Below are 23,785 nucleotides of genomic sequence, written 5' to 3'. Positions count from 1 at the left end.
CAGCAGTTGAATTCACGAGCCCGTGTCTCACAACCCCGTCAAAGGTCGTCATGCACCCTTGAACGTTAACAAATTGTTTTTGAATTGAAAAATGATATTTGTTTCAATCCGGCCCAAAATACCGGGCCGGATTTCTAGCGGTTTGCTGCCGAATGTTACAGCAGATCGGGGGGCGTTGCAGCCACGCTCAACTCATTTGTTACAGCCTCAAGCGATTGGACCCGCGTCTGTTTTTCGCCAAGGCGACGGACACTGACCGTGCGATCTTCGACTTCACGGTGACCAACGGCCAGAATGATCGGCACTTTGCCGACCGAATGTTCGCGGACTTTATAGTTGATCTTCTCATTGCGAATATCCGCCTCGGCGCGGATGCCTGCTGCGCGAAGGGTGCTGACCACTTCGGCCACATACTCATCGGCCTCGGAGGTGATCGAGGCCACAACGACCTGGCGCGGGGCCAGCCAGAACGGCAGCTTGCCCGCGTGTTCTTCGATCAGAATGCCGATGAAACGTTCAAACGAGCCCAAGGTCGCGCGGTGCAACATAACTGGGCGGTGTTTGCCACCATCAGCGCCGATATACGTGGCGTCCAAACGCTCGGGCAGAACAAAGTCCACCTGATGCGTGCCGCATTGCCAATCCCGCCCGATCGCATCGGTCAGAACAAACTCGAGTTTCGGGCCGTAGAATGCCCCTTCACCCGGATTGAGTTCCGGCTCTATCCCAGCCGCGCGAGTTGCGCTGAGCAGGGCGGCTTCAGCCTTGTCCCAGACCTCGTCCGATCCTGAGCGTTTTTCCGGCCGATCCGAGAATTTGACCGAGAAGTTCTCAAACCCGAGGTCTTTGTAGATCCCGGACAGGAACCGAATGAACTCAGCGGTTTCGGATTCGATCTGGTCTTCGGTGCAGAAGATATGGCCATCATCCTGGGTAAAGCCACGCACGCGCATGATGCCGTGCAGCGCGCCCGAAGGTTCGTACCGGTTACACGATCCGAACTCGGCCATGCGCAGAGGAAGGTCGCGGTAGGATTTGAGACCCTGATTGAAAATCTGCACGTGGCAGGGGCAGTTCATCGGTTTCAGGGCGTTGACCGCCTTTTCCCGTGCATGTTCCTCGTCCACTTCGACGATGAACATGTTCTCTTGGTATTTGTCCCAATGACCCGAGGCTACCCACAGCTTGCGGTCGACGACCTGAGGGGTGTTGACCTCAACATAGCCACCTTTGCGCTGTTGCCGACGCATGTAATCTTGCAGAAGAGTGTAGATGGTCCAGCCATTAGGGTGCCAGAAAATCTGCCCTGGGGCCTCTTCCTGCATGTGGAACAAATCCATCTCGCGACCCAGCTTGCGGTGGTCGCGCTTGGCGGCTTCTTCCAACATGTGCAGATGAGCCTTGAGCTTTTCCTTGCCGGTGAAGGCCACGCCATAGATGCGCTGTAGCATTGCGCGGTCGCTGTCGCCGCGCCAATAAGCCCCGGCGATTGACATCAGCTTGAACGCGTCGCCCGGCAGTTGACCGGTATGCTGCAAGTGCGGGCCACGGCAGAGATCCTGCCAGTGTCCGTGCCAATACATGCGCAGCGGTTCGTCACCCGGGATGGATTCGATCAGTTCAACTTTATAGGGCTCATTATTGGCCTTGTAGAACTCGATTGCGCGATCGCGATCCCAGACCTCGGTGGTCACCGGGTCACGCTTGTTGATGATCTCTTTCATCTTTTTCTCGATGAGGCCGAGATCTTCGGGCGTAAACGGTTCCTCACGGTCAAAGTCATAGTACCAGCCGTTTTCGATGACGGGGCCGATGGTGACCTTGGTTGCGGGCCAAATCTCTTGCACGGCGCGGGCCATGACATGCGCCAGATCGTGTCGGATCAGCTCATTGGCTTGCGCCTCGTCCTTCATGGTGTGAATGGCGATTTGCGCGTCGGCTTCGATTGGCCATTGCAGGTCCCAATGCTGTCCGTTCACCGTGGCAGAAATGGCTTTTTTTGCCAGCGAGGTCGAGATGTCGGCGGCGACCTGTGCGGGCGTAACGCCTGCTTCATAGGATCGGGAACTGCCATCGGGAAAGGTAAGGGAGACTGACTGTGAGTCCAGGGCCATATCGGCTCTCCTCGTCGGTTTGGCGCCCACTGAACGCCCGGTTGCGGGTTATGTATGCTCGGCTCATGTGGCAGGTGGGGACACAGGTGTCAAGGGCAGGAGCGAGGGGCCAGCCCCTCGCACTCCCCGAGGTATTTTTAGCCAGATGAAGAAGGATCGGGCAATTGCAGTGAGGTGCGTGACATGCATGATGGGCGGACAAGCAAAGAGGGTAGCATGGCAGAGGCAGAATTTCTGGAAACCGCTCAGGGACGACGTCTGGCGTATCACAAGAGTGATGGGCGCGGGCCGACCATCGTTTTTCTAGGTGGCTTGAAATCAGATATGGAGGGCACCAAGGCGGTGCATCTGGAAGCGTGGGCTCGCGCGCGCGGGCAGGGGTTCCTTCGGTTTGACTATTCGGGGCACGGTGAAAGCTCGGGCGCCTTTACTGACGGGTGTATCGGGGACTGGCACGAGGATACGCTGGCAGCAGTTTCTCGGTTAACTGATGGTCCGCTGGTTGTTGTGGGATCGTCGATGGGCGGTTGGCAAGCGCTGTTGCTGGCGCGTGTCATGCCCGAGCGGATCGCAGGTATGGTGACAATTGCGGCGGCCCCAGATTTTACCGAGGACGGGTATTGGGCGTCGTTTTCGGACCAGCAAAAATCTGAACTAGAGACGGTTGGACATGTAGAACTGCCATCGGACTACATGGAGCCCTACGTCATCACCAAGCGGATGATTGAGGATGGGCGGCAGCGGTTGGTTTTGCGCGCTTCGCTTGATCTGCCTTTCCCTGTGCGTCTCCTGCAGGGAACAGCAGATACGGCCGTCTCGACCGATACGGCAGTGCGCCTGCTGGATCATGCCACTGGTCCGGACATGCAACTGCTGCTGGTCAAAGATGCGGATCACAGGTTCTCGGATGAGCGATGCCTCGGGCTGATTGAGCAGGCTCTGCGAGAAGTCCTGGAAGGCACCTGATGCGTCGCCTCGGCTGGGTTTTGGGGCGGGTGCTGGTGGGTTTGACGCTGGTTGGTGTGTTGATCTACGCCTTTGGCCCGCGCGAGCCAGTGGACCTGCATCCGCGTTTCGATCCGCGCAAATTTGGCGAAGGCGTTCAGGTTTACTTTGAAAGCATCGAATCCGCCTATGATGACATCGTGCCAGGTGTTGAAAAGCGCGTGGTCTGGCAAGATGGTTTTGTCGAACAGCGGACAGCTTATGCAGTGCTCTACATTCATGGGTTTTCCGCCACGTCCGAGGAGATCAGGCCAGTACCTGATCGCGTTGCGGACGCGTTGGGTGCCAACCTTGTCTACACAAGGCTTCAGGGACATGGCCGTGATGGGGACGCAATGGCCGAAGGTACGGCGTCGGGCTGGATGCAGGATACAGCAGAGGCGTTGGCTGCCGCCAGGGCTGTTGGTGAGCAAGTCATTGTGATCGCAACCTCGACGGGGGCGACTCTGGCCGCCGCGGCTGCGATGGACACGGAACTGAGCACTGATGTGGCTGCGTTGGTTTTGGTGTCGCCGAACTTTGGCGTAAACTCGGCTGGTTCCTGGGTGCCATCTTTGCCGTGGGCCCGGCATTGGCTGCCGCCTTTGATGGGACAGGACCGGGATGTCTCAAGCACTGATCCCGAGAAGAACATCTTTTGGACAACCGTTTATCCATGGGAGGCGGTCGTGCCGATGTTTGCCCTTGTGGATGCGGTCAATGCGCTGGACTTCTCGGGCGCGCGGGTTCCGGCGCTGTTCTGGTTTTCTGATGATGATCAGGTGGTGCGTCCGGATAAAATGCATGAGGCGGCCAAGACCTGGGGTGGTCAGGCGATGGTTTCATTGGTGACAATGGGGCCCGGGGATGATCCGGCCTCACACGTGGTCGCGGGGCGTCTGATGTCACCGGGTCAGACCGACGCGGCGGTCGCGGGCATATTGGAGTGGCTGTCAGAGCAGGGGATTCAGAGGCAAGGCGGTGGCTGAATATGCGTAGACCGGGCAGTATGTGGAGCCTTGAGACGTTGGGTCGCGTGCGACTATCCCGGCATTTTTTCATGCGTGATTTCCTATATACCGAGATCGGGAACTTTCACGCATTGCAAAATATTCCCGACAACCCTGATCTTGCGATCGAGACCGGGCGCGCGTTTTGCGAGACCCTGCTGGATCCGCTGGAAGAAACCTTTGGTCGTATCGCGGTGCGCTCGGGCTATCGCTCGCGATCACTGAACCGGTTCGGGAACGAGAACAGGTTGAACTGTGCCCGCAATGACAACCCGTTGGAGTGCCACATTTGGGATTGGGGCGAAGGTGACGCACGTGTAGCAGGGGCGTCGGTGGTAATTCCGTGGTTTGCAGACCGCTATGCGCAGGGGCGCGATTGGCGCGATCTGGCGTGGTGGATGCATGACCATCTGGATTATTCCGAGATTTGGTTCTTTCCCAAATTATGCGCGTTCAATCTGGTTTGGCGGCCCAAGCCTGTACGGCGGATCGACAGCTACATCGCCCCGCGCGGCTGCTTGTTGCGGGCCGGGGCGGAGCCAGATGAACCGCTGGGCCAAAGGCAGGAACGCTATGCGGATTTCCCACCGTTTCGGGCGATCAGCTATCCGTGAAGTTTTGCTTGCCCGCCGTTGGCAAACCTCTCATCCTGTAACAAAACAATAACAACGAGCGGAGGGCACCGAGGTGATCGAGCCGTTGGTTTTGCTACCCGGATTGATGTGCGATGCACGGTTGTTTCAGGCGCAGATCACCGCGCTGTCGCGTGAACGTGCAGTTATGGTCGCACCAATCACCGGCGGTGAACGGTTCGAAGAGATCGCGTCGGGCTTGCTGGATCAACTGCCGCACCGGTTTGCTTTGTGCGGGTTTGGTCTGGGTGGTGGCGTCGCGCTTGAGATCGTGCGGCGAGCACCTGAGAGGGTGACACGACTGGCCTTGCTGGCGACGGATGCGCAGGCCGACACACCTCATATCGCGGCGAGTCGCGAAGACCTGATCGTTGGCGCGCAGGCGGGGAGGTTGGACGAAGTGATGCGCAAGCTGATCGGCTCGGACATGTTGTCTCCCGGTCCGCAACGCATCCCGATTTTGAACGAAGTGTTGCAGATGGCCGAGGAATTGGGCTCGGATGTGTTTGTGCGTCAGATAAGAACCCTGCAACGCCGTCCGGACCAACAAGGCACGCTGCGCCGGATCAGGATGCCCACGCTGATCATTTGCGGTGCCCATGATGCGGAGAATCCGGTCCGCAAGAATACCTTCATGGCTGATCTCATTCCGGATGCAGAGTTGCGCGTGATTGATGAGGCCGGGCACTATCCGACACTGGAAGCACCCGAATCCGTGATTGCGATGCTGCAGGATTGGCTCCGGAAACCACTGCGGCTGACCTAGTCGTAGAAAACCGCGCGCTGGTTCTTGGTCAGAACAGTTGGTTGCACCACCGGCCGACCGGTTTCAGAGTCAAAGAATGGCGTTTTCTTCCAGCTCCCGGACAGACGCGATTTTAGTACGCGTTTAAGCAGACCCATAGCGGCATAGCGGATTTTCTCATGAGACTGCTTGCCGTCAGCCCTTGGCACAAATCCACGCGTAGTAATGGGACCCAAACTGCTGGGGTGGGGAATACGTTTGACGATAAAACCCGCGAACGGAAATTTTGGAGTTGTCGGCGTCGTGGCCAGCGGCGCGTTGCAGCATCTGGCACACCACCGCAACATGCCCTTGGGGCTAAGTTGCATGGCTGCCAAGTGCTCGACCCCTGCATCGATCTTGATGTCTTCCGGTGACATCTGAAACACCTCGACTGGGCCGGGTGCAGGGTCGGGCTGTTCAAAATACAGCTGAGCCGCGCGGCAGTCATGGCAAAAACACACGACATGAGTGCCGGATACGACGCCGTGTTCAGTAATGCGCCCCGAAAGGGCGCCGCAATTGCAACGGAAAGGAAGGTCTCCTGCCGCTGCGCGGCTCATGCAACTTTGTTGCTATTGGCGGCTCGTCGACGGGGTTTGCGGCTGTTTTCATTCATGAAATCAATCACTAGCGGACGGATGTTGTCGCGCCAGCTGCGGCCCGCAAAAATGCCATAGTGACCCGCGCCGGGTTCAACATGGCTGGCCTTTTTGCTGTCGGGCAGACCCGTGCATAAATCCAGCGCCGCAATGCATTGCCCAGGGGCTGAGATATCGTCATTCGTGCCTTCGACCGATTTCACAGCCACATCAGTGATCTTGCCGATATCTACCTTGTGGCCGGCTACAACGAACTCGTTGCGCGCGATCTCACGGTTTTTGAAGACACGTTCAACGGTCGAAAGATAGAACTCGGCAGTCATGTCCATCACCGCCAGATATTCGTCATAGAACCGGTTATGGGCATCGTGGTCGGATGCCTCGTCACGAATAACGCGCTGAATCTGATCCGAGAACGCCTTGCTGTGACGTTCGGCATTCATTGACATGAACGAAGCCAGTTGTAGCAAGCCGGGATACACCATCCGGCCTACGCCCTTGTATTTAAAGCCAACCCGCTGAATCATCGTTTCTTCCAACTGACCCATCGTTACACGGCGACCAAAATCCGTAACTTCGGTCGGAGTTGCGTCGGGGTCGACGGGACCGCCGATCAGCGTCAGGGTACTTGGCTGCGCCTTCGGCTCGACCTCGGCCAGATAGGCGGTTGCGGCCAGAGTCAGCGGTGCGGGCTGACAAACCGCAATAACATGCGTTTCGGGGCCGAGCTCTTTCATAAAATCGACAAGGTAGAGCGTGTAATCCTCGACATCGAACTTGCCTTCGGACACGGGAATGTCGCGCGCGTTATGCCAATCGGTAATGTAGACCTCACAATTGACAAGCAGGCTTTTGACGGTCGAGCGGAGCAGGGTCGCGTAATGCCCCGACATCGGCGCAACCAGCAGCACCTTGCGTGGCTGTTCTGTGCGTCCATTAACGCGGAAATGGATCAGGTCGCCGAAAGGACGCTCAAGCACGGTTGTGATATCGACCAGATGGTCCTTGCCGTCTTCGCAGGTAAAGGTGCGGATGCCCCAATCAGGCTTGACGACCATACGCTGAAATGTGCGCTCGGTTACTTCGCCCCATGCAGCCATCCAGTTGAAGGCCGGGTTGGGTGTCATCGAGAACAGGGGGTAGGATGCCATCGCGCTTGCGGTTGCACCAAGCCATTGGTTGGTGTTACGCATGGTTTCCATCAGGTCATAGGTCATCATGTAGCGCATCGAATGTGCCTCCTGAGTATCAGCCTGAGAATTCGGACCATTCGCCGCTTTGCCCCCCGACGCCAACGACGTTATTCTGCACAGCAGCGAGACTAGGGGGGAATTGTTAAAATGACAACTACCGAAGACCAGACGCCAAAACTGACCGAAGAACATATTGAACGACTTAAAGAAAATATGGACAAAGTAGAAGAACTGTCCAAACGCCTGGTCGAGGTCATGGCCGGAAAAACGCCGCACACCCCCGCTCTGGATGGCCCGAATCAAGAGCTTTTTGCAAAAGCAGCAACTGCGTATTGGGCTGAAGCGTTTCAAAACCCCACAAAGCTGTTGGAGCAGCAAATTGAGTATTGGGGAAAATCGGTTCTCAACTTTGCGGAAGCGCAGAAAGCGATGACCCAAAGCGACGGGGATGTACCCCCAGCCGCTGCCAAAGATAAACGGTTTGCCAATCCAATGTGGGAAACCAACCCCTACTTTCGCCTCATTCGCCAGCAGTACCAAACCAATGCCGAAGCGATCGCGCAGGCCGTCGCATCGGTTGACGATCTGGAAACCAAGGATAAACAGCGTCTGCAGTACTTCTCGCAACAAATCATAGATATGATGGCGCCAACGAATTTTCTGGCCACCAACCCCGATGCGCTGGAAAAGGCCATCGAGACCGAAGGGCAGTCCCTGATACAGGGGCTGGAGAACCTCGTGTCGGACCTTGAGGCCAATGACGGCGAAATGGTTGTCAGGCTGGCTGACGAAAGTGCCTTTGAGATTGGCGGGAATATCGCAACTACACCCGGCGACGTCGTCTATCGCAACCGAATGATGGAACTGATCCAGTATAAACCGGTGACCGAGACGGTGCACGAAACGCCGATCGTTCTGTTCCCGCCATGGATCAACAAGTTCTATATCTTGGACCTGAAGGCTCAGAACAGCCTGATTAAATGGGTGACCGAGCAGGGCTATACCCTGTTTGTGGTCAGCTGGGTGAATGCCGATAGTTCACACGCCGATATTGGGATGGAGGACTATATTCAGGAAGGGTTCCTGACCGCCATCGAAGAGGCGAAGAAAATCTGCAAGGTCAAGCAGGTCAACGCAGTGGGTTACTGCATCGCCGGTACGACGCTGAGCCTGTCGCTTTCGCTGATGAAGCAGCGCGGCGACAAGTCGATCAAATCTGCCACTTTCTTCACCACCCTGACAGACTTTGGTGAGCAGGGGGAGTTCACGCCGTTCCTGCAAAATGACTTTGTAGATGGCATCGAAGAACAGGTCTCGAAGGATGGTATTCTAAAGGCATGGATCATCGGGCGAACGATGTCTTTCCTGCGATCCAGAGATCTCATCTATACGCCGGCGATCCGCAGCTACATGATGGGTGAAACACCGCCAGCGTTTGACCTGTTGTACTGGAACGGCGACGGGGCCAACCTGCCAGGTCGGATGGCGATCCAGTATCTGCGCGGTTTGTGTCAGAGCAACGATTTCGTCAACGACGGGTTCGAATTGCTTGGCCATAAGCTGCATATCAAGGATGTCGATGTGCCTTTGATGGCGATCACCTGCGAGACGGATCATATTGCCGCATGGAAGGATTGCTATCGCGGGGTGCAGCAGATGGGCGCGAAGTCGAAGACCTTTGTGGTGTCTGAGTCCGGCCACATCGCGGGCATCGTAAATCCGCCCAGTAAGAAAAAATATGGCCATTACACCAATCCTGAGCTGAAGTGTGATGCCGATACATGGCTGAAAGAGGCTGACTTCCACGAAGGTTCGTGGTGGCCGATGTGGGAAGCGTGGTTAAAGAAGCGATCAGGCAAGCAGGTTCCCGCGCGCGATACCGGCGATTCGGATCATCCACGCCTTTGCCCGGCTCCGGGTACCTATGTTTTGGTCAAGGCAAACCGCTGATATCATTTTGAAACTCAAAAATTTCTGCATTGCAGCAAGAAAAAACTTGCAATGCTGCGATGCAGCAATCATATTACCTTCAAGCTGATGAGAACCGGGGTGGGCCCGGAACGGCTAGAAGGATTTAGGACAATGGCAAAGACCCAAGACTTTACCGCGACCCTGAAAGACATGATGGGCGCGTTCCCGGTTGACACAACCGCTCTGGAAGACGCATTCAAATCGACCGCTTCTCTGAACGAAAAGCTGTCGGGTGTTGCTCTGGACGCAGCTGAGAAATCGGCTGAAATCTCGAACAAATGGACCAAAGAAACCCTGGCCAAACTGACCGAGATGTCGAAAGCAAAAACCGAGCCTGCGGATTACGCAAAAGCTGCAACCGACTTCGCAAGCGCGTCGGCTGAAGTTGCCGCTGAAAACCTGGCTGCTTTCGCTGAAATCGCGAAAAAAGTTCAGACCGAAACCGTTGAGCTGCTGATGGCGGCTGGCAAAGACGCTGCAGAAGATGCAACCGCAGCCGTCAAAAAAGCCACCAACGAGGTGACCGCTGCCGCAAAGAAAGCAGCAACCGCCAAGTAAGTAAGGCTGCGATATAGCACCCATTCCTCCCAAATGGTGTAATCGCTTCGGGCAGGTCGCTTGACCTGCCCTTTCTTTTTGTTCTGCAGTCGCATAACCTCTGCTGCAACGCATCATCCTTGGGGAGGGTACAGGGTGTCGGAACAAGACAAACCGCTGCTGATCAAGCGCTATGCCAGCCGTCGGCTGTATAACACCGAGACCAGCGACTACGTGACGCTTGAAGATATAGCCGGTTTCATACGCGATGGCCGCGAGGTTCAGATCATCGACCTGAAAACCGGTGATGACCTGACCCGTCAGTATCTGCTTCAAATCATTGCCGAACACGAAAGCCGCGGCGAAAATGTTTTGCCGATTAATGTGCTGAACGATCTGGTGCGCAGCTACATGGTGCCGGGCGGGGGCATGATGCCGCAATTCCTGCAAAGCTCATTCGAGATGCTGCGCGAAAGCCAGTCGAAGATGATGGAGAACATGAGCGCCATGAACCCGATGTCCCAGATGCCGGGATTCGAGGCGATGCAAGCGCAGCAAAAGGCCTTCCTAAAAGCCATGACCGGTGGTCTGTCGGGGAACTGGTCGGGGCCGGATGATGAACAAGAAACATCGCCCGAACCCAAAGAGGATTTGGACGACATCAAAAAGCAACTTGCCGAGCTGCAACAAAAACTATCGAAGCTGAGCTAGCCTGACCGATGCGCTGGCTGTCTGTTCTGGGCGCGTTGATCTGGGCCCAGACTGCACAGGCCCAAGGCCAGTTTACATCCGTGTGGGAACCTATCTGCACAATGGGTCGGGATACGGCTGCGGGCTGCGATGAGATTCGCGCGCGCGAAATTCTGGATGCAACGACCCCGCCCTGGCGCGCCATTGGCCGGGTCAATTTTGCCAGCCGCAGCCAGCGGTCCCATTGTACCGGCGTGCTGGTGTCTGAGCGGCTGGTTTTGACCGCGGCACATTGCTTGTACAACAGCGCGCGCAACCGCTGGATTCCTCCGGCCAGTATCCGGTTTGCCGCAGGGTATCAGCGCGGCGAGGCTGCCGCCGTGTCCAATGTATTGGCCTATCGGCTGGATTCGGAACAGGGGCGCGACGGTGTATTCAACAATCGCGCCGATCTGGATTGGGCCGTTTTGGAGTTGTCCGAGCCAATTGGAGAGCAGGTTGGTTTTTTCGATATTTCCCGGACTGTCCCGCAGATGGGCTCGTTCGCGGGCTATCCCGGATTGCGGCCTCACGTGCTCAGTCGCACCGATAGCTGTAATGCCGCACAGGCCGGCCAAGGGCTGATGCGCGCGATCTGCCCCGTCATGATGGGGGATTCCGGTGCGCCGTTTCTGATGCAAACAGAAACCGGGCTTGCCGTTGCCGGGATTTTGTCGCGCGTCGCGCCAACCCCTGACGGGATCGACGCATTGTTACTTTCAGTTCATGACCTTGATCTGCAATAGTACTGACGATCAGGTCCCGTAGACTGGCACCGGGCCAACAACCTCGCCAACAGAAGCCAGCAGGATGTCCGAGATTACGTCCAGTTCATCGCGCGTCAAACGCACGGGCAGACGTACATCGCAGGCCTTCATCAGCATCGCACGGGTCTGTGGCAGGTCGAACTGTTCGGGTAGGAACTGCCAGTTCCAGAAGGCACGAGCGTTATCCTGACTCAGTCCAAAGACCTGCACCTTGACACCGCGTGCCTCGGCTGCGGCGGCAAAGGCGCGGATTTCATCGTCGCTGAGGTCAACCAGATTGAATTGGATCGAATCCGGTGCGCGCTGCTCGGGTGTCAGAGGGGCAGGGACATCGATGTAGGGCGATGTGTTCAGACGATCAGCCACATAGTCATGGTTTGCCAGCCCGTCGCGGACACGGCGTGCCAATTCGGGAATTTGCGGACGAATGACTGCAGCGCTGAGGTTGCTCATGCGCAGGTTATACAGTGGCAACTGGTTCTGCCATTTGGCAAAGGCCTGCTCCAGCTCTGGTGAGCCAGAGTGCTTTTTCCAGTTGTGCTCGTATGCGCCCGACATGATGACAGCCCGCGCCACAAGATCCGCATCGTCGCTGACCAGAATGCCACCTTCGCCTGCGTTGATCATTTTATAGGACTGGAACGAGAAGCAGCCGACCTTACCGATGGTGCCAATATTGCGCCCATGCCAGGTTGTGCCCAATGAGTGGGCGGCGTCTTCGATCACCGGGATATCGCGCGCTTCGCACAGCTCCATGATCGCGTCCATGTCCGAGGTATGGCCGCGCATATGGCTGATGATCACTGCCTGCACGCTGTCCAGCTTGGCCGTGAAATCGGCCATATCGACGCGATAATTGTCCCCGACTTCGCACAGAACCGGAATGCAATCCGCGTGAACAATCGATGACGGCACGGCGGCAAAGGTAAATCCGGGGATCAGAACCCGCGCATCGCGGGGCAACCCAAGCGCCTTGAGCGACAAAAACAGCGCGGCAGAACAGGAAGAGACCGCCAGCGCGTATTTTGTGCCGAGCAGTTCGGCAAACTCTGCCTCCAGGAGAGCAACGGGCGCATCCTGAGGTGCGGTATAGCGAAACAGATCGCCTGACTTCATCAGGGCGTCGATTGCGTCTCGGGCGGCTGTGGGGATGGGTTCGGCTTCATGAACGTTGGGTACAAGCGTCATATTTGGATTTCCCGAATTTTATCTTTGGGAAATATAAATTCGATATGCAGGCAAGCCAAGTCCCAATTCGCATCGTCAGCGAGATTTCACCAATTCGTCGTAAAGAATGTGTTCAGATACCCAGCCTGTCACGCAGCGCATACCAAGTCATGGCCAGTATCAGCAACGGCGTCCGCAAAGCAGGACCACCCGGGAAGGGCACTGCAGGAACGCGGGCCATGGTATCGAACCCCTCAGCCTGCCCCTGGATCGCCAACGCCATGAGTTGCCCCGCATGGGTCGCGGTGCCGACGCCGTGGCCAGAATAACCCGAGGCGGACAGGATATTTGGCGCAACCCGGGTCAAATAGGGCATGCGCCGCATGGTGATGCCCAGCGTTCCGCCCCATGCGTAGTCGATTTTGACGTCACGCAGATGCGGGAAAATCTCGGTCATCGGCTTGCGGACTTTTGCGGCGATGTCCTCGGGGAAACGATAACCATAGCTTTCGCCACCCCCAAACAGCAGCCTGCCATCGGCGCTTAGCCGGAAATAGTTTATCACGAACTTGGTGTCAGCAACGGCGATATCTTTGGCCAAAACTTTTTGCACTTCAGCGCCCAAAGGTTCGGTTGCCGCGATGAAATTGTTGATGGGCATCACGCGCGATGCAACTTGCCGGTTCAGATCTCCGAGGTATCCGTTGCAGGCCAGAATAACGTGATCGGCAGTGATCGTGCCCTTTTCAGTGCGTACAGTAACACGAGCGCCCTGATCGATGCCAAGAACTTCGGTGTCTTCATGCAGTCTTAACCCGGCTCTGACAGCGGCACGCGCAAGGCCGAGGGCGTAGTTCAACGGGTGTAGGTGCGCGGCACCATTGTCCAGATACCCACCCGCATAGGCTGGTGAAGGGCAAAGCCCGCGCGCGGCATCGGCATCTAAAGTTTCGATTTGGTCGTATTTGTATTTGCCCGACAGATGCGCCGCGTGATCATGTAGCTCTGCGCGCTCCGAGTTGTTAAAGCCCAGAACCGCAATGCCGGGCTTCAGGTCGCAATCGATCTGATGTTTTGAGATAAGAGATTTGACCAGATCCTTGGCTTCTTCGGCCAGATCCCAAAGCTTTAACGCATCTTCATCGCCGACAAGCCGTTCAAGATCCTCTTGATCCAAACGCTGCGCGCTGCCCAGTTGGCCTCCGTTGCGACCCGAAGCCCCAAAGCCCGCGCGATGTGCTTCCAGCAGGACGACATCGAACCCAGCCTCAGCCAGGTGCAATGCTGCCGAAAGGCCCGTGTATCCGCCTCCGACAATGCAGACGTCTGCGGTATGGTCGCCTTCAAGCGCCGGGTGGCGGTCAAAGGCGTGTGCCGTCGCGGCATACCAGCTTGGCGGGTACTCCGCCTTGCGGTCATTAGAATACAGCAGGTTCATCGCGTCTTTGCCCTAGACGTTCATCAGCAGATGCTCGCGTTCCCACGGGGAAATGACCTGCAGGAACTCTTCGTATTCAGCACGTTTGACGATGCCGTAGACACGGGCGAACTCGGGACCCAGAACTTCGTGCAGGGCAGTGGCTTCATCAAACAGATCCAGAGCTTCACCCATGATCTGAGGGATATCGCCGTCGCCTTCATAGGCGTCGCCATAGAATTGGCGGCGTGGGCGTTCTTGCTGAGTCAGGCCCAAATAGCCACAGGCCAACGACAATGCGATACCAAGATAAGGGTTGCAGTCCATGCCTGCGATGCGGTTTTCGACCCGGCGCGCCTCGGGGCCGGACAGAGGTACGCGAATGCCAGTTGTGCGATTGTCGCGTGCCCACTCCAGATTAATCGGGGCCGCATGGTCTTTGACGTAACGGCGATAAGAATTCACATACGGAGCCATCACCGCCAGCCCTGCAGGCAGGTGGTTCTGCAAGCCGGCGATGAAGTGATAAAACGCATCCGTCTCGCCACCTTGTGGGCCGGAGAAGATGTTCTGTCCCGTTTCTTTTTCGATGATCGAGTGATGGATGTGCATGGCCGAGCCCGGCTCATCTTCGATCGGTTTTGCCATGAACGTAGCAAAGCAGTTGTGACGTAGCGCGGCTTCGCGGATCAGGCGTTTGAAATAGAATACTTCGTCCGCCAGCTTCACCGGATCGCCATGGCGCAGGTTGATCTCTAGTTGTCCGGCACCGCCTTCTTGCGTGATCCCGTCGATCTCAAACCCCTGAAACTCGGCAAAGTCGTAGATGTCGTCGATCACCGGCCCGAATTCATCGACCGCTGTCATCGAGTAAGCCTGCCGCGCCGCCGCAGGTCGGCCCGAGCGGCCCATCATCGGCTTGATCCCTTGCGCGGGATCTACATTCGGCGCGACAAGAAAAAATTCCATCTCGGGGGCGACAACCGGCTTCCAACCTTTGTCGTGATACATCTTCACAACGCGTTTGAGCACATTGCGGGGGCTGAAAGGGATCGGCTCGCCATCTCGGTCGAACGCGTCGTGAATCACCTGCAAGGTCCAGTCGCCCGTCCAAGGAGCGGCCGACGCAGTTGAGAAGTCGGGTTTCAGGATCATGTCCCGCTCAATGAAACCGTCCTCACCTGCAGCTTCGCCCCAATCCCCTGTGATGGTCTGGTAGAAAATGCTGTCGGGTAGGTGAAAATAGGATTGCTTGGCAAACTTTGACGCCGGGACCGCCTTGCCGCGGGCGATGCCGGGCAGGTCAGAGATGATGCATTCAACCTCATCCAGCCGTTTGCCTTCAAAGTAGGTGCGCGCCGCCTCAGGCAGCTGATCTGTCCAGTCGGCCATCAGGCCCTCGCTTTCTTTAGGAACTCTGCCATGTGGTGTCCGATTTTGGCATTATCATCCGGGGCATCTTTCCGGTTCGCTGCCGCCTGCATCAACGCATCGGGAACCACGCCTTTGCCTCGGGTCTCCATCAAGCCCTGTATGAAGTCATTTCCATATTCAGGATGGGCCTGCACGGTCCAGATCGTATCGCCATAGGTGACCATGGCGTTTTGGCAAAAGTCATTCGTACCGGTGACCACCGCACCTGCGGGCAGTTTGGTCACTTGATCCTGATGCCAAGCATTCAAGGTGACGGTCTGATCGCCAAAGCTGTATTCCGTGCGTCCTACGGCCCAGCCACCGTCAAACTTTTCCACTTTTCCACCAAGCGCTTGTGCGATGATTTGATGGCCAAAGCAAACACCAATCAAGGGGTTTCCTGTCTTCTGAATATCCCGGATCAGCTGTTCAAGCGGGGGAATCCAAGCGTGATCTTCGTATGCGCCATGACGAGATCCGGTGATGATCCACCCGTCGGCCTGATGCGCGTCTTCCGGAAACTCACCATCGACCACTGCGTATGTTTGGAATTCAAAGCCGTTCCCACCCAGTAATGCGCGAAACATGCCATCATATTCCCCGAATTGTTCATGCAATTCATCGGGTGGGTGGCCGGTTACAAGGATGCCGATTTTCATAGTTCACCAAATTTGATCAAATTTATTCTAACGGAGCGAAGCGAGCTGGGCAAGAGGTTCAGACGCTCTCAAGATAGCTGAGCCAGTGCTCGTCAGGGGGGTGGGACGCGAATCGTGCAATTTCCTGCCGTTTGGTCATTACCAGGTTGCGGATCAGATCGTCCGGGAAAATGCGCGCAACTACCGGGTCAGTTTCGAAAGCAGAGATGGCCGACGGCCAGTCGGCTGCCAGCTGCGGCAGATCGGTCAACTCATAGGCATTGCCCGAAATCGGGCTGGGCGGTCGCAGGCCATCCTCGATCCCAACCATTGCCGCGCCCAGAACTGCGGCCAGCATGAGATAGGGGTTGATGTCACCGCCAGCAACGCGATGTTCGATCCGTCGGGCGGCAGGGGCACCACCCGGAATGCGCAGGGCAGCCGTGCGGTTTTCATGGGCCCAGCTTGCTCCGGTGGGTGCGTGGGCACCAGGCACGAGGCGCGTGTAAGAATTGCCATGGGGAGCGAAGATCAGCGTAGAGCCAGGCATCGCGGTCAGACATCCAGCAACCGCCGAGCGCAGTTCAACGGTTCCCTCGGCCCCTCCGTTATCGAAGACATTGCGTCCATCGACATCGACGACCGAGAAATGCACATGCATTCCGTTGCCCGCATCCTCGGCATAGGGCTTGGACATGAAGGTTGCTGTGAAGCCATGCTTGCGGGCCATGCCACGCGCCAAGGTCTTGAAAAGCCACGTATCATCGGCGCAGCGCATGGCGTCCTGATGGTTCAGATTGATCTCGAACTGACCGATCCCGCTTTCAGATATTGCAGTCTGAGCGGGAATACCCATAGCGGCGCAACCATCGTAGAGATCGGTGAAGAACGCATCAAACGCATCCATTTCGGCCATCGACAGAACGGCTTCGTCCCGCAGCCTGCGGCGCGTGACCGGGTTGATGGGAGGCTGCGGTTGGTCGCCTGAGGCGTCAAGCAGAGTGAACTCGAGTTCGGTGGCGGCGATGACCGACCAGCCCCGTTCGGAAAATCGATCCAGAACCGCAGAAAGCGCGTGTCTCGGATCGCCCGCAAAAGGCGTGCCGTCATCGTGGTAGAGGCACATGGGCACCAGCGCGGTGGGTGTATCAAGCCAGGGCATAGGAACCGGTCCACGCCCGGTGGGGCGCAACACACCATCTGCATCACCGCTTTCGAAGACAAGCGGGCTGCCTTCGATATCAGCGCCCCAGAGATCGACATTGAGCGCAGAGAACGGCATGCGTACGGCGCCTTTGTCCAACTTGGCACCGTATGAGGGTGGCACGCGTTTGCCACGCATCTGACCGTTGAGGTCACAGGCGGCGACGCGGAATGTATGCAGGGCGCTCAGGTCCATTGGGGGCTCCGTGGTCTAGTCACGAGAGGTTTAAATCAGGATTAGCGTCTTGTCACGAAATTTGATCAAATTACGAATAGGCGTCGCTTGCGGTGGGGCGCGATGTTGAAAATCAACCGACTTGTACAGTGGTCGAGACCGCTGTCTTCCGAGTTGTACAACATTCAGGTGCCCGATTGTGCCGGGCGTAGCGATACCTATAGTCTCAGATATGTTCATCTTTCTTACCATAGTGTTACTGATCGCAGGCGGGGTCGGCTATTACGTCTGGTCCAAGAGACAGGCCCGCGCGGCGCTGTTGGCGACGCCTCTGACCTCGGATCAACGGGACATCATTGATCAGCAAGTTCCCATCATCCGGCGGCTGCCCGCCGGGCTGCGCAGCCACTTGGATGGCAAGGTGAACCTGTTTCTGGATCAAGTGAGCTTCTACGGCTGCGACGGGTTGGAAGTGACTGAGGAGATGGAGTTGTCGATTGCGGCGCAGGCCTGTTTGCTCGTGATCAATAGCGACATTTGGTATGACAATCTGACGACCATTCTGATCTATCCCAATGCGTTCAAGTCAAAGCAGCAGCGGCGCTCGGGCTATGTCGTGTCCGAGAAAGAGATCGTGCGGACCGGGGAAAGCTGGGATCGCGGGCCGGTCATTTTATCTTGGGCGCACAGCCGGCAGGGGGCGTTGGATGATCGAGACGGGCAGAATGTGGTACTGCATGAATTTGCGCACCAGATCGATGACCTGTCGGGGGGTACAAATGGCGTACCGATCCTGAGTGAAGGGCAGACATTCGCGGAATGGGAAAAGGTGTTCCTGACCGCCTATGACGCACATGTCCATGCGGTTGAAAGCGGGCGGCGGACAGTCATCGATCCGTATGGCGCGACCGGGCATGAAGAGTTCTTTGCCGTCTCGGTCGAAGTGTTCTTTGAGCGCCCGAAAGCACTGAAGCACGAGGTGCCCGAGGTCTATGAGCAGCTTTCGAAACTGTTCCGGCTGAACCCGGTGGAGTGGGCTTAGCGCGCCAGATTCAGACGGAAGCGCATCTTGGCTTTCCGCTCGGCAGGCAGGTGGCGGTTCAGGCGTTTGTTGACCCTTCCGAAGCCCCAAACGATGACCAGCGTTAGCAGGATGAAATAGAACGCTAGAATCGGGTAGGGGATGAACGGGTTGAACGTCTTGTCCGCGAAATAGCTGGCGTAGTACAGCGCGTCGCCCCGTTGTTGCCAGGCCGGGAAGGCCGAGAAGAAGACCAGCGTTGTGGACTGGAACACAAAGATCGCTTCGTTCGTATAGGCGGGCCACGCCAGCCGCAGCATTGTGGGCCAAACAATACGTCGGAAGCGGGACCAGCCGGACATGCCATAGGCGTCAGCGGCTTCGATATCGCCCTTGGGGATCGAACGCAGGGCGCCATAGAAGATCTCACCCGAATAGGCGGAAGTATTCAGGAACAGCACGATCAGCGCCCCCAGCCAGGCCGAGGTGAAGGCGTCGAACATCGGATAGGGCTTCTTCAGCGAAAGGAAGAAGAAATAGGCAAAGAAGAACTGGATGAACAGCGGCGAGCCGCGGAACAAAAAGATGAACCACTCGGACGGTTTACGCAGCCATTTATTCGACGAGGCTTTGCCGACGGCCAACGCGGTGGCGAGGAAGAACCCCGTGACCATCGCCATGATCCCGAAATAGATATTCCAGATCATGCCCGAGCCGATCAGCGTGAAGTGCTCGCACAGGGTGAAATCGGTTTTGGGCAGCAGGCGTTCCCCGAAGCCCAGCGAACGGAGGCCGTAGTCTTGAATGGTCTGGATGCAGCTCATGCGGTGGTCTCCTTGCGCAGAAGCTCTCCGCCCGATGTGGCCTGACCATGGGACAGGCGGCGCATCAGTTTCTCAAGCCCGATTTCCGAGACGCGGGTCATGCCGAGGTAGAAGATCAGAAGGGCGAGGAAGTACCACATGCGCCAGTCGCCATGAGGGTAATCGGTAAAGCGGGATGTTTTTGTGCCGCCTAACTCGCGCGCCCAATAGACGATATCTTCGATGCCCAGCAGAAACAGCAGTGGCGTGGCCTTGATCAGCACCATCCACAGGTTCGATAGGCCAGGCAGGGCGTAGACCCACATTTGCGGCACCAGGATACGCCAAAAGGTCTGGCGGCGTGTCATGCCGTAGGCTGCGGCCGTCTCAAGCTGGGCGTGTGGTACAGCGCGCATGCCGCCGAACAGGACGTTGGCGGCAAACGCGCCGAACACGATAGAGAATGTGACGACGGCAAGGAAGAAGCCGTAGGTTTCATGCACCCATTCGGGTGCAGTGCCCAGCGGCAGCTTGGCGGCCTGACAGACGATGAAGTCGTTGCCCTGCCGCACCGGATCGGTCCATTCGGGGCAGAGCACTTTATGGCGCAGCCATTCAAAGCCCTGATCCAGAGCGATCACGAAGAACAGAAAGAAAGCGATATCAGGCACGCCACGCACGATGGCGATATAGGCCTTACCCAGCCAGCTAAGCGGCGGGAAATGCGATCGCGCTGCCATAGCGCCGGCAAAACCGAAGCTCAGGGCGACCGGGGCGGTGACGGCCAGCAGACCCAGCACCTTGAAAAACGACAAGTAGAACGACCAGTGGACGCCATTGGTCAGATAGCACGAGAACCAGCGGAACGTGCCCAGCGTGTCAGGATCAGCGCAGTAGGAGAACATAAGGCGTCTTTCGAACGTCTGGCCGGTCTCAGGTCCGGCAGGTCCGGCGCGCGCACGCGCCGGACAATTGGACGGAGGGCTTAGTTGGTTACGACCGAGCCGTCTGTGTTGTATGTAGCGATACCTTCGCCAAACCATTTGACCAGCATCTCGTTGAGCGTGCCGTCCGCCTTCATGGACGAAATCGCGTCATCGAACTTGCCGCGCAGTTCTGCGTCGCTCTCGCGCAGGCCCATGCCGATGCCACCGCCCAGCGGGACAAGATCGCCGACAAAGACCAGCTCGCCACCGGATTCCTCAACAATCGGGACCAGGAAGTCATAGTCAGCCAGCACAGCATCCGCTTCGCCGTTGCGCACCGCGGCGATGGTTTCTTCGGGGGTGGCGAATTCGACCAGAGTCGCGCCGGATTCAGCAACGTGACCGGCCTGAATGGTTGCGGTCTGTGCAGCGACGATGCCACCTTTCGTGTCAGCGCCATCTGAAGCAGCTACGTAAGCTGAGGCGGTCGGCGGGTAGTAGTTCTGGGTGAAGTCGATGACCTCATCGCGTTCGTCAGTGATCGACATGCCGGCGATGATGGTATCGTAGTTGCCCGAGACCAGGTTCGGAATGATCGAATCCCAGTCGTTCTTGACCCATTCGCATTCCAGACCAGCGCGCTTGCACAGCTCGTCACCGACTTCACGCTCGAAGCCGTCGATCTCACCAGCATCATTGATGAAGTTGTACGGAGGGTAGGCGCCCTCGGTGCCCATGCGCACAGTTTCGGCCATTGCGATACCGGCGGTCAACGCCAGCGCTGCGGTGGTCAGAATCAGGTTTTTCATGAGTTACTCCCCTTTATTGGTTCTGTCCGTTGGTTAAGCCGCCTGAGTGGCGGAGAGAAAGCCCTGAAGCCGTTCGGATTCAGGGGCAGTGAAAATGTCTTCGGCTGAACCCTCTTCTTCGATCAGGCCCTGATGCAGGAACACAACGTGGCTGGAGATATCCGCAGCCATCTTCATGTCATGGGTCACGATGATCATGGTGCGGCCTTCTGCGGCCAGATCCTTGATCACTTTGATCACTTCCTGTTCCAGTTCGGGATCGAGCGCTGAGGTCGGTTCGTCAAACAGCAGCGCCTGAGGTTCCATGCACAGCCCACGTGCGATTGCGGCGCGTTGTTGCTGTCCGCCCGATAGTTGCGCCGGATAGACGTCGCATTTGTCGCCGATGCCGACCTTCTCCAGATATTTGCGCGCGCTGTCTTCGACCTCGGCCTTGTCGCGGCCCATGACAGTGACCGGAGCCTCCATCACATTCTGCAGGATGGTCATATGGGCCCACAGATTGAACTGCTGGAACACCATCGACAGATTTGTGCGGATGCGCAGCACCTGCTTGGGATCGGCGGGACGGCGATGATTGTGGCTGCCAGTCCAACGGACGGGCTCGCCTTTGAACAGAATCTCGCCCTCTTGGCTGTCTTCCAACAGATTGCAGCAGCGAAGCAGGGTAGACTTCCCCGAGCCGGATGATCCGATCAGCGACACGACGTCGCCGCGATGCGCGGTGATGTCCACGCCCTTGAGCACCTCGAGTTGGCCAAAGCTTTTGTGCAGGTTCTTGATCTCAATGACGGGAGCGGCGTCTGTCACGGGCAGTCCAGATATGATTGGTGTTGGTGCGGTAATAGGGCTGAAAAATCGGGCTAATGCAATGCGCAATTGACAAGTTCACGCAGCGAAATTGCCAAATCGGGCGGTCGCGCTGTCTAAACTGTCAGTTTGTTGGGCGCATTCTGTGACTCGATGCACCATTATCGACAGGTCAGCCAGATCAATCTCTTGATTGCGGCCCAGAGATTCAGGTCACAGGATTACGGATCAACCGAGGTGATCCTAAGCGAAACCGAATTTATTGAACTGGCTTGATCCAATCACCAAAACTGTTTGAATTTGGGAATAATTCGTTTTGAGTTAAAGATTGAAATATACGAATTCAATTCACGTAAGGGGCTTCTTGTGATCGCGCTATTATTTGCATTGTTCGCCGGCACGATGGTGCTGGCATACTTTAAGCTGGTCAGAATTTCATACGCATTGTTCGTGCTGACGCTTTTGGCGAGTGCCTACTGGCTGAAGTTTCACGCCACGACCCCCTTAACGATTCAACTGTGAGGTCGTCCAATGTCACCTGAATTTGCTCGTAACATGAATGCGATTGGTGCACTGGCGGTTTGCCTGGTTCTGGTGCTTGCCTTCTACTTTCAGCTTGTCCTTTATGAACTGCCCTGTCCGTTATGTTTGCTCCAACGCGTGGGATTCGTGGCCGTTGGGTTCGGGCTTGCTCTGAACCTGTTATGGGGTACGCGCGCCAGAAACTATGGCATCGTGCTGGTGGCAGCGATATTTGGGATCAGCGTTTCGATCCGGCAGATTCTGCTGCATATCGTGCCCGGAACAGGGCACTATGGCTCCCCGGTTCTGGGCCTACACTTCTATACCTGGGCGGGAGTCGCGTTTGGTTTGATAATCCTTGGCACCGCAATCATGCTGGTATTCGAGAAGCAGTATGATCTTGCGTCGGACGTTCGGGCAACCGAACGCTTCGGAGGAAGTACATTGGCCAAAACAGCGTTTTTCCTGATTTTGGCATTGGCCGTCGCGAACGCTGGTTCGGCGCTTTTGGAGTGTGGGCCCGGCATCTGTGACGATCCGCCGACAGACTACAAATTTCTGAATGAGCTTGAAGGCAGCGATTCATAGCGCTGACAACGCCCAAAGGCTTGCCGGTTGATCAGACCTTCGCCGCCTTTTGTCTTGCAAGCGCCGAATCCACATCGCTCACGCCGAGCAGGCTGACGACAAGGCGTAGCAGAGAATCCTCTTCACCGCTGCGGTGCCCATCCGCCAGTGCGACCGACCACATGGCCTGCACAACGGCCAGGCGGTCGTCATAGGCGATGGCCTCTTTGATGGCGCGAGTAAAGCGGACGGTGTCGGGCGCCTCGGCTTCAAGGTCTTCGGCGCGGGCGCGCAGGGCTGCGGCCTCAAATGGCGACAGGCCGTAGCGTTCGGCCGAGATGCGGTCGATTCGGGCCATTTCGGTATCGGCATAGTCGTTGTCGGACCGAGCGATACGCACCAACAGGGCGGTGAGGGCCAGACGGGCATCATCTTCGACAAGCGGGTCGGGCTGCGGCTGAGTGAGCCGGGACAGGAAATCACTGAACATAAGCGTTTATATAGAGACAGCCTAGGTCGCTTCCAAGCGGCTTTGTATCCGCTCGCGTGCCGCTTTGCTGTCGTTGAAGCTGAGGCCCATGGCAATGCGGGCTTCTTCGACGATCTTGACCTCGCCCTCGTCCGAGTTGCCATCGGCCAGCACGACCTCCCACAGGGCGTCAAGCGCGGCCAAGCGTTCCTGAAGATCGGTGGTTTCGCGGATCAGTTTGCCGAATGTATCTGTTTCCGGAGCAGCTGCGTGCAATTTTTCGCAGGTGGCGCGGACCTTGGCGGCCTCGATCGCATTGTGCTGGTAAAGTCGCGCAAGAATGCGGTCGATCAGGCTGATCTCTTCCAGCTTGTAGTCGCGGTCGGCCTGCGCGACACGTACCAGCAATGCCCCCAGGGCCAGTTCGGCATCAGGATCGGGCAGTTTGTCATGTTGCGGCGGCCGAAAGGCCTGGAAGAATTTTTTCAACATATCGGCAGGATATTCCGTAATTCGAGGCGC

The 23,785-nt window shown here is 57.1% G+C and carries 25 protein-coding genes; 11 read left to right on the top strand and 14 right to left on the bottom strand.

The window, feature by feature from the left end; translation table 11 throughout:
* Nucleotides 1-155: 155 nt before the first annotated feature.
* Nucleotides 156-2,114, bottom strand: a complete 1,959-nt coding sequence (gene thrS, locus ACR0A1_RS07380) for a threonine--tRNA ligase (protein ID WP_480866832.1) — start codon at nt 2,112-2,114, stop codon at nt 156-158.
* 216 nt (nt 2,115-2,330) lie between these two features.
* Between thrS and ACR0A1_RS07375 the strand changes: the two genes are divergently transcribed.
* The 4 genes from ACR0A1_RS07375 to ACR0A1_RS07360 all read left to right on the top strand — a co-directional run bounded on the left by ACR0A1_RS07375 (nt 2,331) and on the right by ACR0A1_RS07360 (nt 5,506).
* The gene (locus ACR0A1_RS07375; protein WP_170393631.1) at nt 2,331-3,080 is read left to right on the top strand and encodes an alpha/beta fold hydrolase; all 750 of its coding nucleotides are present in this window, start codon (nt 2,331-2,333) and stop codon (nt 3,078-3,080) included.
* Nucleotides 3,080-4,087: an alpha/beta hydrolase gene (locus ACR0A1_RS07370; protein WP_480866830.1), complete on the top strand. Its 1,008-nt coding sequence runs from the start codon at nt 3,080-3,082 to the stop codon at nt 4,085-4,087. The genes ACR0A1_RS07375 and ACR0A1_RS07370 overlap by 1 nt, the downstream gene beginning before the upstream one ends.
* Before the next feature lie 20 nt (nt 4,088-4,107).
* Nucleotides 4,108-4,722 carry a hypothetical protein gene (locus tag ACR0A1_RS07365; protein ID WP_223118287.1) on the top strand — a complete coding sequence of 205 codons (615 nt, stop codon included), beginning with the start codon at nt 4,108-4,110 and terminating at the stop codon, nt 4,720-4,722.
* Nucleotides 4,723-4,795: 73 nt separating this feature from the next.
* Complete coding sequence (locus tag ACR0A1_RS07360; RefSeq protein ID WP_170421006.1) at nt 4,796-5,506, top strand: alpha/beta fold hydrolase; 711 nt, start codon at nt 4,796-4,798, stop codon at nt 5,504-5,506.
* Here the strand turns inward: ACR0A1_RS07360 and ACR0A1_RS07355 are convergent.
* Together ACR0A1_RS07355 and phaZ are read right to left on the bottom strand one after the other, a co-directional pair.
* The gene (locus ACR0A1_RS07355; RefSeq protein ID WP_170393626.1) at nt 5,503-6,087 is read right to left on the bottom strand and encodes a DUF6151 family protein; all 585 of its coding nucleotides are present in this window, start codon (nt 6,085-6,087) and stop codon (nt 5,503-5,505) included. The two genes, ACR0A1_RS07360 and ACR0A1_RS07355, sit on opposite strands and share 4 nt — an antisense overlap.
* Nucleotides 6,084-7,355 carry a polyhydroxyalkanoate depolymerase gene (phaZ, locus tag ACR0A1_RS07350; protein WP_170393624.1) on the bottom strand — a complete coding sequence of 424 codons (1,272 nt, stop codon included), beginning with the start codon at nt 7,353-7,355 and terminating at the stop codon, nt 6,084-6,086. The genes ACR0A1_RS07355 and phaZ overlap by 4 nt, the downstream gene beginning before the upstream one ends.
* 111 nt (nt 7,356-7,466) lie before the next feature.
* On the opposite strand from phaZ, the gene ACR0A1_RS07345 reads away from it, so the two are divergent.
* The 4 genes from ACR0A1_RS07345 to ACR0A1_RS07330 all read left to right on the top strand — a co-directional run bounded on the left by ACR0A1_RS07345 (nt 7,467) and on the right by ACR0A1_RS07330 (nt 11,302).
* The gene (locus ACR0A1_RS07345) at nt 7,467-9,269 is read left to right on the top strand and encodes a PHA/PHB synthase family protein (protein ID WP_480866828.1); all 1,803 of its coding nucleotides are present in this window, start codon (nt 7,467-7,469) and stop codon (nt 9,267-9,269) included.
* A 132-nt stretch (nt 9,270-9,401) separates the two neighbouring features.
* A complete protein-coding gene (locus ACR0A1_RS07340; protein ID WP_029621740.1) occupies nt 9,402-9,848 on the top strand; it encodes a phasin family protein in 447 nt (148 codons plus the stop codon).
* Between the two features lie 135 nt (nt 9,849-9,983).
* Entirely contained in the window at nt 9,984-10,538 is a 555-nt protein-coding gene (gene phaR / locus ACR0A1_RS07335) for a polyhydroxyalkanoate synthesis repressor PhaR (RefSeq protein WP_170393618.1), read from the top strand.
* A gap of 8 nt (nt 10,539-10,546) precedes the next feature.
* Nucleotides 10,547-11,302: a trypsin-like serine protease gene (locus ACR0A1_RS07330; RefSeq protein WP_170596055.1), complete on the top strand. Its 756-nt coding sequence runs from the start codon at nt 10,547-10,549 to the stop codon at nt 11,300-11,302.
* A gap of 9 nt (nt 11,303-11,311) precedes the next feature.
* Here ACR0A1_RS07330 and ACR0A1_RS07325 read toward each other — a convergent pair whose 3' ends face one another.
* The 5 genes from ACR0A1_RS07325 to ACR0A1_RS07305 all read right to left on the bottom strand — a co-directional run bounded on the left by ACR0A1_RS07325 (nt 11,312) and on the right by ACR0A1_RS07305 (nt 17,357).
* Nucleotides 11,312-12,511 carry a DegT/DnrJ/EryC1/StrS family aminotransferase gene (locus tag ACR0A1_RS07325; protein ID WP_480753727.1) on the bottom strand — a complete coding sequence of 400 codons (1,200 nt, stop codon included), beginning with the start codon at nt 12,509-12,511 and terminating at the stop codon, nt 11,312-11,314.
* A gap of 112 nt (nt 12,512-12,623) precedes the next feature.
* Nucleotides 12,624-13,928 carry an NAD(P)/FAD-dependent oxidoreductase gene (locus tag ACR0A1_RS07320; protein WP_170510700.1) on the bottom strand — a complete coding sequence of 435 codons (1,305 nt, stop codon included), beginning with the start codon at nt 13,926-13,928 and terminating at the stop codon, nt 12,624-12,626.
* Between the two features lie 12 nt (nt 13,929-13,940).
* Nucleotides 13,941-15,299, bottom strand: a complete 1,359-nt coding sequence (locus ACR0A1_RS07315; RefSeq protein WP_170393610.1) for a glutamine synthetase family protein — start codon at nt 15,297-15,299, stop codon at nt 13,941-13,943.
* Nucleotides 15,299-15,979, bottom strand: coding sequence for a type 1 glutamine amidotransferase (locus ACR0A1_RS07310; protein ID WP_170596049.1), 681 nt, complete (start codon nt 15,977-15,979; stop codon nt 15,299-15,301). Before ACR0A1_RS07310 ends, ACR0A1_RS07315 begins: the two co-directional genes overlap by 1 nt.
* Before the next feature lie 58 nt (nt 15,980-16,037).
* The gene (locus tag ACR0A1_RS07305) at nt 16,038-17,357 is read right to left on the bottom strand and encodes a glutamine synthetase family protein (protein WP_480866824.1); all 1,320 of its coding nucleotides are present in this window, start codon (nt 17,355-17,357) and stop codon (nt 16,038-16,040) included.
* A 211-nt stretch (nt 17,358-17,568) separates the two neighbouring features.
* Here ACR0A1_RS07305 and ACR0A1_RS07300 point away from each other — a divergent pair, with 211 nt between their 5' ends.
* A complete protein-coding gene (locus ACR0A1_RS07300) occupies nt 17,569-18,378 on the top strand; it encodes a M90 family metallopeptidase (protein WP_480866822.1) in 810 nt (269 codons plus the stop codon).
* On the opposite strand, the gene ACR0A1_RS07295 is transcribed toward ACR0A1_RS07300, so the two are convergent.
* The 4 genes from ACR0A1_RS07295 to ACR0A1_RS07280 all read right to left on the bottom strand — a co-directional run bounded on the left by ACR0A1_RS07295 (nt 18,375) and on the right by ACR0A1_RS07280 (nt 21,705).
* Nucleotides 18,375-19,181 carry an ABC transporter permease gene (locus ACR0A1_RS07295; RefSeq protein WP_170393602.1) on the bottom strand — a complete coding sequence of 269 codons (807 nt, stop codon included), beginning with the start codon at nt 19,179-19,181 and terminating at the stop codon, nt 18,375-18,377. The genes ACR0A1_RS07300 and ACR0A1_RS07295 overlap by 4 nt on opposite strands.
* Nucleotides 19,178-20,065: an ABC transporter permease gene (locus ACR0A1_RS07290; RefSeq protein ID WP_170393600.1), complete on the bottom strand. Its 888-nt coding sequence runs from the start codon at nt 20,063-20,065 to the stop codon at nt 19,178-19,180. The genes ACR0A1_RS07295 and ACR0A1_RS07290 overlap by 4 nt, the downstream gene beginning before the upstream one ends.
* Before the next feature lie 80 nt (nt 20,066-20,145).
* Nucleotides 20,146-20,895 (bottom strand): transporter substrate-binding domain-containing protein, encoded by a 750-nt coding sequence (locus ACR0A1_RS07285; protein WP_170393598.1) that lies wholly within the window; start codon nt 20,893-20,895, stop codon nt 20,146-20,148.
* A 33-nt stretch (nt 20,896-20,928) separates the two neighbouring features.
* Nucleotides 20,929-21,705, bottom strand: coding sequence for an ABC transporter ATP-binding protein (locus ACR0A1_RS07280; protein ID WP_170393596.1), 777 nt, complete (start codon nt 21,703-21,705; stop codon nt 20,929-20,931).
* 366 nt (nt 21,706-22,071) lie between these two features.
* Between ACR0A1_RS07280 and ACR0A1_RS07275 the strand changes: the two genes are divergently transcribed.
* Both ACR0A1_RS07275 and ACR0A1_RS07270 read left to right on the top strand, forming a co-directional pair.
* On the top strand, nt 22,072-22,227 hold the full coding sequence (locus ACR0A1_RS07275) for a DUF5993 family protein (RefSeq protein ID WP_223118239.1): 156 nt from the start codon (nt 22,072-22,074) through the stop codon (nt 22,225-22,227).
* Nucleotides 22,228-22,236: 9 nt separating this feature from the next.
* Entirely contained in the window at nt 22,237-22,815 is a 579-nt protein-coding gene (locus tag ACR0A1_RS07270; protein ID WP_170393594.1) for a disulfide bond formation protein B, read from the top strand.
* A 31-nt stretch (nt 22,816-22,846) separates the two neighbouring features.
* Here the strand turns inward: ACR0A1_RS07270 and ACR0A1_RS07265 are convergent, their stop codons facing one another.
* Nucleotides 22,847-23,284, bottom strand: coding sequence for a tellurite resistance TerB family protein (locus ACR0A1_RS07265; protein WP_170393592.1), 438 nt, complete (start codon nt 23,282-23,284; stop codon nt 22,847-22,849).
* A gap of 21 nt (nt 23,285-23,305) precedes the next feature.
* Nucleotides 23,306-23,755: a tellurite resistance TerB family protein gene (locus tag ACR0A1_RS07260; protein WP_170393590.1), complete on the bottom strand. Its 450-nt coding sequence runs from the start codon at nt 23,753-23,755 to the stop codon at nt 23,306-23,308.
* Nucleotides 23,756-23,785: the final 30 nt, after the last annotated feature.

The sequence above is a fragment of the Ruegeria sp. D6 genome, from assembly GCF_056534365.1.
The sequence above is the reverse complement of the archived record's forward strand: the minus strand, read 5'-3'. Positions and strand labels throughout refer to the sequence as shown.